The organism is Pseudoalteromonas sp. 19-MNA-CIBAN-0066 (assembly GCF_040308705.1).
Lineage (GTDB): Bacteria > Pseudomonadota > Gammaproteobacteria > Enterobacterales > Alteromonadaceae > Pseudoalteromonas > Pseudoalteromonas nigrifaciens.
In genome coordinates this window covers 1-246 of record NZ_JBEONZ010000355.1, presented here as the reverse complement: position 1 = coordinate 246, position 246 = coordinate 1, and the positions used below count along the sequence as shown (strand labels likewise).

Sequence of the window (246 nt, the reverse complement as noted above, 5' to 3'; positions counted from 1 at the left end):
CCGTATGCCTCTTCGCTTTGCATTCGCAATAGCATCAAAGGAGCCGTCACATGGGTAAACTGACCTCTACCTTGTGGCTTATATTATGTGTTTTTTCGCACCCAGTTTTGGCTAACAGCCAATACAATATGCGCAAAGGCGTAACCGATATAAGCAATAATGTATATCAGCTGCACATGACCATATTTATAATATGTTGTGTGATTGGGGTGATAGTGTTCGCAATTATGTTTTGGGCACTTATTC

General features: G+C 41.1%; 1 pseudogene. It reads left to right on the top strand.

From position 1 onward, the window contains the following. Window positions 1-50 precede the first annotated feature (50 nt). A pseudogene (locus tag AAEZ18_RS19410) lies at window positions 51-246 on the top strand (cytochrome c oxidase subunit II); the annotation flags it as partial.